The sequence below is a fragment of the Rhodovibrio sodomensis genome (genome assembly GCF_016583645.1).
Lineage (GTDB): Bacteria > Pseudomonadota > Alphaproteobacteria > Kiloniellales > Rhodovibrionaceae > Rhodovibrio > Rhodovibrio sodomensis.
The window spans coordinates 1-6,910 of the sequence record NZ_NRRL01000176.1; the positions used below are offsets into that span (position 1 = coordinate 1).

A 6,910-nucleotide genomic window follows, 5' to 3' on the forward strand; every position below is an offset into this window, starting at 1 on the left:
CTCGGGTTTTCGCACATGACGGCCCGGCCGCAGCACGTGGGCCAGGACCCGGAGACGATCGAGACGTTCAAAAAAACTTCCCGGCGACCGTCGCAGAGATCATCGCCAAGCTGCCCGGCGGGGTGACCCCGGAGATCTGGTTCCAGGACGAGATGCGGGTGGGGCAGAAGAACCCGCAGGTGCGCCAGTGGGCGCCCACCGGCACGCGTCCCCGTCAGCCCGCCGACCAACGGACCAGCTCGGGCTACGTTTTCGGCGCGGTCGCGCCGGAGCGCGGGGTTGGAGAGGCCGTGGTGATGCCGCGGGCGAACACGCGGGGGATGCAGGAGCATCTGGCCGAGATCAGCCGACAGGTCGGGTCAGAACGCCACGCCATCCTGGTCATGGACCAGCCCAGCTGGCACACGACGGAGTCGCTTCGTGTGCCCGCCAACATCTCGATCGTGCTTCTGCCGCCGAAGTCTCCGGAACTGAACCCTGTCGAGAAGGTCTGGCAGTACCTACGCCAGACGTTCCTCTCAAACCGCGTTTTCGAAAGCTACGATATGATTGTCGATGCCTGCTGCGACGCTTGGAACATATTCATGGAGATGCCGGAAACCGTGACCTCGATAAGCTACCGTAGCTGGGCCGCGATAACGACATCTCCATGACCGCTGGTATTAGGACGAGATCGATAGCCTTAAGCTTCTGATATAGAGAACATTTGCCAATCTCGACGTGATCCCGAGCCGGCCGCTTTAGCGGCCGTGTCGCGGGACGGTTGGCGGGCGCTGAAGCAGCCGTGCAAAAGTCCACTGGAGCAGAGGCCCCACCCTAGCCGATCGCGATCTCCAGATCGCCGACCCCGGCGACGTGGCCGTGCAGCCGGTCGCCGCGCTGGACCGGGCCGACACCGGCGGGCGTGCCGGTCATGATCAGGTCGCCCGGCTGCAGGGTAAACAGGGTGGATAGGATCCGGATCATCTCCGGCACCTTCCAGATCATCTGCGCGAGGTCCCCCGCCTGCCGGCGCGCACCGTTGACGTCGAGCCAGATCCGGCCGCGGTCGGGATGGCCGATCCGGGCGGCCGGCACGACCGGGCCGCAGGGCGCGGAATGCTCGAACGCCTTGCCGACTTCCCACGGCCGGCCAAGCTTCTTTGCATCCCCCTGCAGATCGCGCCGGGTCATGTCGAGCGCCACCGCGTAGCCGTAGACGTGCGTCAGCGCGCGTTCGGTCGGGATGTCGCGCCCGCCGGCGCCGAGCGCGACCATCAGCTCGATCTCATGATGCAGGTCCGCGGTCGCCGTCGGATAGGGCATCTCGCCGGCCCCGCACAGCAGGTTGTCCGGGTTCTTCTGAAAGAAGAACGGCGGCTCCTTGTCCGGGTCGTGGCCCATCTCGACCGCGTGGTCGGCGTAATTCCGGCCCACGCAGTAGATCCGGTGCACCGGGAAGACCCGGCTGGCGCCTGCCACCGGCAGCCGCACGGGCCGTGGCGCCGGGATGACGGTCTCGGCTGTAGGGTCGGACACGGCGTCGCTCCCTTGTTCGTCCAGTGTGCGTCGAGGTTCGGGCCAGACCGGTGACGGTCGACCCGAGCTTCCGCGCACTGGCCCTGGCCCGCAATTTCTGCCGCATCACCAGGCACCACGCCAGCCGCAGGGACACCAAGCCGCGCGAACAGCACGTGCCGCATATCTCGGATCACGGGCGCGCCGCTGCGCGGAACGGGTGCGCGGCCGGCTGCCTGCGACCATCGATATACAAGTGTCCTGGCATTGAAACAAAATGACTCCCAATCGGGTGTACGATCGATTAACCTCGGTCAAACGGCGACAGGGCGCCGTGGTGTCGGGACCGGGTCGAATCGCGGGTCGGCACCGAACCAAGACAAATCCCGCGCCGCCTGCCGGGCAGGTCGGCGCGGCACAGCGCGCAGGGGGCGCTAGTCGAATCGGGACGCGCATTCGCGCGACCCCGCGATCCGACCTGGAACCGAATGATCCGGAGACGGGTTATCCGGCCCCCCGCGGCGCCTGGGAGACGAAAAAGGACGGGGATGTCGCAAGACAATATCGTTGAGTTCAACCACGTGCAGAAGAGCTACGACGGCGAAACGCTGGTCGTGAAGGATCTCAACCTGCATGTGGCCCGCGGCGAGTTCCTGACGCTGCTCGGGCCGTCCGGCTCCGGCAAGACCACCGTGCTGATGATGCTGGCCGGCTTCGAGGTGCCCACGCATGGCGAGATCCTGCTGAACGGCACGCCGATCAACGCGGTGCCGCCGCACAAGCGCGGCATCGGCATGGTGTTCCAGAACTACGCCCTGTTCCCGCACATGACGGTGGCGGAGAACCTCCGGTTCCCGCTGGACGTGCGCAAGATCAGCCGCGCGGACGCCGAGAAGAAGGTGCAGCGCGCGCTCGACATGGTCCGCCTGGGCCAGTTCGGCAATCGCCGCCCCGGCCAGCTGTCCGGCGGCCAGCAGCAGCGCGTGGCGGTCGCCCGGGCACTGGTGTTCGACCCCGACCTGGTGCTGATGGACGAGCCGCTCGGCGCGCTGGACAAGAACCTGCGCGAGGAGATGCAGCTCGAGATCAAGCACATCCACGAGCAGTTGGGCGTCTCGGTCGTCTACGTCACCCACGACCAGTCGGAAGCGCTCACGATGTCGAACCGGATCGCGGTGTTCGACGACGGAGTCATCCAGCAGCTGGCCGCGCCCGACATGCTGTACGAGGAGCCGGACAACGCGTTCGTCGCCTACTTCATCGGCGAGAACAACCGGCTTCACGGCATCGTCAAGCAGGTCAACGGCAAGAGCTGCGAGGTCGAGCTGGAGAATAACGGCGGCACCGTGAAGGCGCTGCCGGTCAACGTCGCGGGCGAGGGCCAGCGGACCACGCTGTCGCTCCGCCCGGAACGGGTCGAGGTCAATCCGACCAACGGCATCGACAACAGCTTCGACGCCCGGGTCGAGGAACTGATCTACCTCGGCGACCACATCCGGACGCGCGTGCGCGTCTGCGGCAACGACGAGTTCGTCATCAAGATCCCCAACGCCCACGGCCACGCCCGGATCAATCGGGGCGATACCGTCAAGGTGGGCTGGGCGTTACAGGATTGCCGTGCCCTGGATGCATGATGTGCCAGGCGCGCGGCCGCGGCCGCCAGCCAATGCTGGACCGGCGGCCGCTTTTCGGACGGTGCCCCGGTGCCGTCCCAACAGGCGCGGACGTGAACCGAACCTGCTGATCCCCGAGAAAAGCATCATGGCCCGAGTGCCGACCGGTACGCGCGAGGTCCGGTTGGCCAACAAAACAGGGAGAGCCTAATGAAGCTTCGTAAAGCGACCCTCCTGGCCGCCGGCAGCGCCCTTGCGCTGGGCGTTTCGGCCGGTGCCGCGTCTGCGGAGACGCTGACCATCGTCTCCTGGGGCGGTGCTTACACCATGTCCCAGCAAAAGGCTTATCACGAGCCGTACATGGAGATGAATCCGGACGTTAACATCGTCAACGTGGACAAGTCCGCGAACGGCCTCGCCGGTATCCGCGCCCAGGTGCAGGCCGGCAACGTCACCTGGGACATCGTCGACATGCTGGAAGGTCCGGCGATGACCGCCTGCGCCGAGGGCATCGTCGAGCCGCTGCCGGCCGACGAGATCCTGGCCGAGGCCCCGGACGGCACCCCGCCCAGCGAGGACTTCGTCCAGCTGCGCGAATGCTTCGTGCCGTCGATCGTCTACGCCACGCTGTTCGCCTACAACAAGGAAGCCTTCCCGAGCGGCGACTATCCGTCGACCGTGCAGGACGTCTGGAACATGGACGCCTACCCGGGCAAGCGCGGCCTGCAGAAGATCCCGGCCGGCAACATGGAATGGGCGCTGGTCGCCGACGGCGTCCCGATGGACGAGGTCTACGAGGTGCTCGACACCGACGAAGGCGTCGCCCGCGCGTTCGCCAAGCTGGGCGAGCTCAAGGACGAAGCCGTCTGGTGGAGCGAGGGCGCGCAGCCGCCGCAGCTGCTGGCCGACCAGGAGGTCTCGATCGCGACCGGCTACAACGGCCGCTTCTTCAACGCCCAGGTGATGGAAGACCAGCCGTTCGAGCTGATCTGGCACGGCCAGTACTTCGAGCTGGACGGCTGGGTCGTCCCGAAGGGCAAGCTGACCGACCGGGTGAAGGACTACCTGAACTTCGCCACCGACACCCAGCGCCTCGCCGACCAGGCGAAGTACATCTCCTACGGTCCGGCGCGCGCATCCTCGGCCGAGCTGGTGTCGACCCACGCGGAGGCCGGCATCGACATGAAGCCGCACATGCCGACCAGCCCGGAGAACTTCCAGAACCCGATCCCGAAGAACGCCGAGTGGTGGGCCGATAACGGCGATGCCATGGCGGCGCGCTTCAACGCCTGGCTGGCCCGCTAAACCGGGCCGAGCCTGGCGGACGGGTGATACCGGACGCCTTCAGGCGGGGCCGCGGGAACCGTCCCCGGCCCCGCCGCTTTCGGCCGCACGCGGCCGAGACTTAGCCGCCGAACGACGCAGTCGTTCGACGACAACGACCCTCTAAGGAGCCGGCAGACGCCGACCCCGCGGCTCAACGCGCGGCGGCCCGGCCACCGGAACAGCCGCGCGCGGGGACTAGGGCATGGCTCAGGCCGACATCACACAGGACACCGGCGCCGACGGCCGTCTGGACAAGCTGACCACGGCCGACGGCACGCCGCTCAAGGTCTCGATCCGGCGCGCCATGCGGCGCAACAAGTTGATTGCCTTCGGGCTCACCGCGCCGCTGCTGTTCTTCATCGTTTTTTCCTTCCTGATGCCGATCTTCGACATGGCCAGCCGGTCGGTCGAGAACCACCAGATCCCGGAGGCAATGCCGCGCACGGTGGCCGTGCTGGAAGGCTGGAACGGCCAGGAAGTGCCCGGCGAAGCGGCGTTCGAGGCGCTCGCGCTGGACATCCAGGAAGGCCAGCGCACGCGCACGATCGGCCGGGCGGCGACCCGGCTGAACTACCAGGAGGCGGGCATGCGCTCGCTGATCATGGGCAGCGCCCGGCGCGCCGATCAGCTGGAGCCGCCCTACAAGCAAGCGCTGCTCGAAGTCGACGACGACTGGGGCGACCTCGACGTCTGGCGCCTGATCAAGCGCGAGAGCGGTTACTACACCGCCAGCTACTACCTGAACGCGATCGACCTGACCTATTCCGACACGGGCGAGATCGTCGCGCAGCCGGAATACCGGCAGATCTACGTCATGCTGTTCGTCCGCACGCTGTGGATGTCCGCCCTGATCACCGGGCTCGCGCTGCTGCTCGGCTTCCCGGTCGCGCACCTGCTGGCGACCCTGCCCGCGCGCCACGCCAACCTGCTGATGATCCTGGTGCTGCTGCCGTTCTGGACCTCCCTCCTGGTGCGCACGACCACCTGGATCGTGGTGCTGCAGACCGAGGGCGTGTTGAACGACATGATGGTCTGGTTGGGCGTGATCTCCGACGACGGCCGATTACAGATGATCTACAACCAGATCGGCACGATCGTCGCGATGACGCAGATCCTGCTGCCGTTCATGATCCTGCCGCTGTATTCGGTGATGAAGGGCATTTCGCCGTCCTACATGCGCGCGGCGAAGTCGCTCGGCGCGCGCCCGCCGGTGGCGTTCTGGCGGGTCTACGTGCCGCAGACCATCCCCGGCATGGGCGCGGGCGGCATCCTCGTCTTCATCCTGGCGATCGGCTACTACATTACCCCGGCCCTGGTCGGCGGGCAGTCTGGCCAGCTGATCTCCAACTACATCGCCTATCACATGCAGCAGTCGCTGAACTGGGGCTTGGCCGCGGCGATCGGCACGATCCTGCTGGCCGGCGTGCTGCTGCTCTACGCCACCTATAACCGCATCGTCGGCATCGACAACATGAAGCTGGGGTAAGCCGTCATGGCCAAGTTCGCACCCTACGTCGGCCGCCTCGAGCGGACCTGGCACTATACCTACCTGACGATCTGCGGACTGGTGTTCCTGTACCTGATCCTGCCGATCATCATGATCGTGCCGCTGTCGTTCAACGCGGAGCCGTACTTCACCTTCACCGACGGCATGCTGGCACTCGACCCGGCGGCCTACTCGACACGCTGGTACGCGGACTTCTTCACCTCCGAAAGCTGGCTGCACTCGATCAAGAACAGCTTCATCATCGCGATCGCGGCGACCTTCCTGGCGACCTCGCTGGGCACGCTGGCCGCGCTCGGCCTGTCGCGCCCGCACATGCCCGGACGCGAACTGGTGATGTCGATCCTGATCTCGCCGATGATCGTGCCGCTGATCATCTCCGGCGTGGCGATGTTCTTCTTCTACTCCCAGATCCACCTGGCGCAGACCCATCTGGGCGTGATCCTGGCGCACGCGGCGCTGGGCACGCCGTTCGTGGTGATCACCGTGACGGCGACCCTGGTCGGCTTCGACCGCTCGCTGATCCGGGCGGCCAACAACCTGGGCGCCAACGACCGGGTGGTGTTCTTCCGGATCATCCTGCCGCTGATCGCCCCGGGCGTGATCTCGGGCGCCCTGTTCGCCTTCATCACCTCGTTCGACGAGGTGGTGATCGTGCTGTTCCTCGCCGGCTACGAGCAGCGGACGATCCCGCTGGAGATGTGGTCGGGCATCCGCGAGCAGATCAGCCCGACCATCCTCGCGGTCGCCACCATGCTGGTCACCCTGTCGGTGATCCTGCTGGCGACGCTGGAGATCCTGCGCCGGCGCTCGGAGGCCCAGCGCGGCATGGCGCCTGTCTAGCCTGGATTTTGCACGCAGCTGCTTGATGCCGTCTGGTAGCCGCCGCGAGCCGTTCGCGTAAGGGTCTTGGCGGGGTATTGTACGATGTGGATGTGGTGTTTTTCGTGTCTCGATTCAGGCCGGCGGC

Annotated in this window: 6 protein-coding genes; 5 read left to right on the forward strand and 1 reads right to left on the reverse strand. The window is 66.4% G+C overall.

The features are described 5' to 3' along the window. Window positions 1-653, forward strand: a 653-nt coding sequence (locus CKO28_RS26100) for an IS630 family transposase (RefSeq protein ID WP_200344135.1), incomplete at its 5' end; no start/stop codon positions are given. Window positions 654-816: 163 nt separating this feature from the next. On the opposite strand, the gene CKO28_RS26105 is transcribed toward CKO28_RS26100, so the two are convergent. Then, window positions 817-1,518, reverse strand: a complete 702-nt coding sequence (locus tag CKO28_RS26105) for a fumarylacetoacetate hydrolase family protein (protein WP_200344137.1) — start codon at window positions 1,516-1,518, stop codon at window positions 817-819. Window positions 1,519-2,045: 527 nt separating this feature from the next. Between CKO28_RS26105 and CKO28_RS26110 the strand changes: the two genes are divergently transcribed. The 4 genes from CKO28_RS26110 (at window position 2,046) to CKO28_RS26125 (ending at window position 6,783) form a co-directional block, all read left to right on the forward strand. Then, a complete protein-coding gene (locus CKO28_RS26110) occupies window positions 2,046-3,131 on the forward strand; it encodes an ABC transporter ATP-binding protein (RefSeq protein ID WP_200344139.1) in 1,086 nt (361 codons plus the stop codon). 189 nt (window positions 3,132-3,320) lie between these two features. After that, entirely contained in the window at window positions 3,321-4,415 is a 1,095-nt protein-coding gene (locus CKO28_RS26115; RefSeq protein ID WP_200344141.1) for an extracellular solute-binding protein, read from the forward strand. A 223-nt stretch (window positions 4,416-4,638) separates the two neighbouring features. Continuing rightward, the gene (locus CKO28_RS26120) at window positions 4,639-5,922 is read left to right on the forward strand and encodes an ABC transporter permease (RefSeq protein ID WP_200344143.1); all 1,284 of its coding nucleotides are present in this window, start codon (window positions 4,639-4,641) and stop codon (window positions 5,920-5,922) included. A gap of 6 nt (window positions 5,923-5,928) precedes the next feature. Beyond that, window positions 5,929-6,783, forward strand: coding sequence for an ABC transporter permease (locus CKO28_RS26125; protein ID WP_200344145.1), 855 nt, complete (start codon window positions 5,929-5,931; stop codon window positions 6,781-6,783). Window positions 6,784-6,910 lie beyond the last annotated feature (127 nt).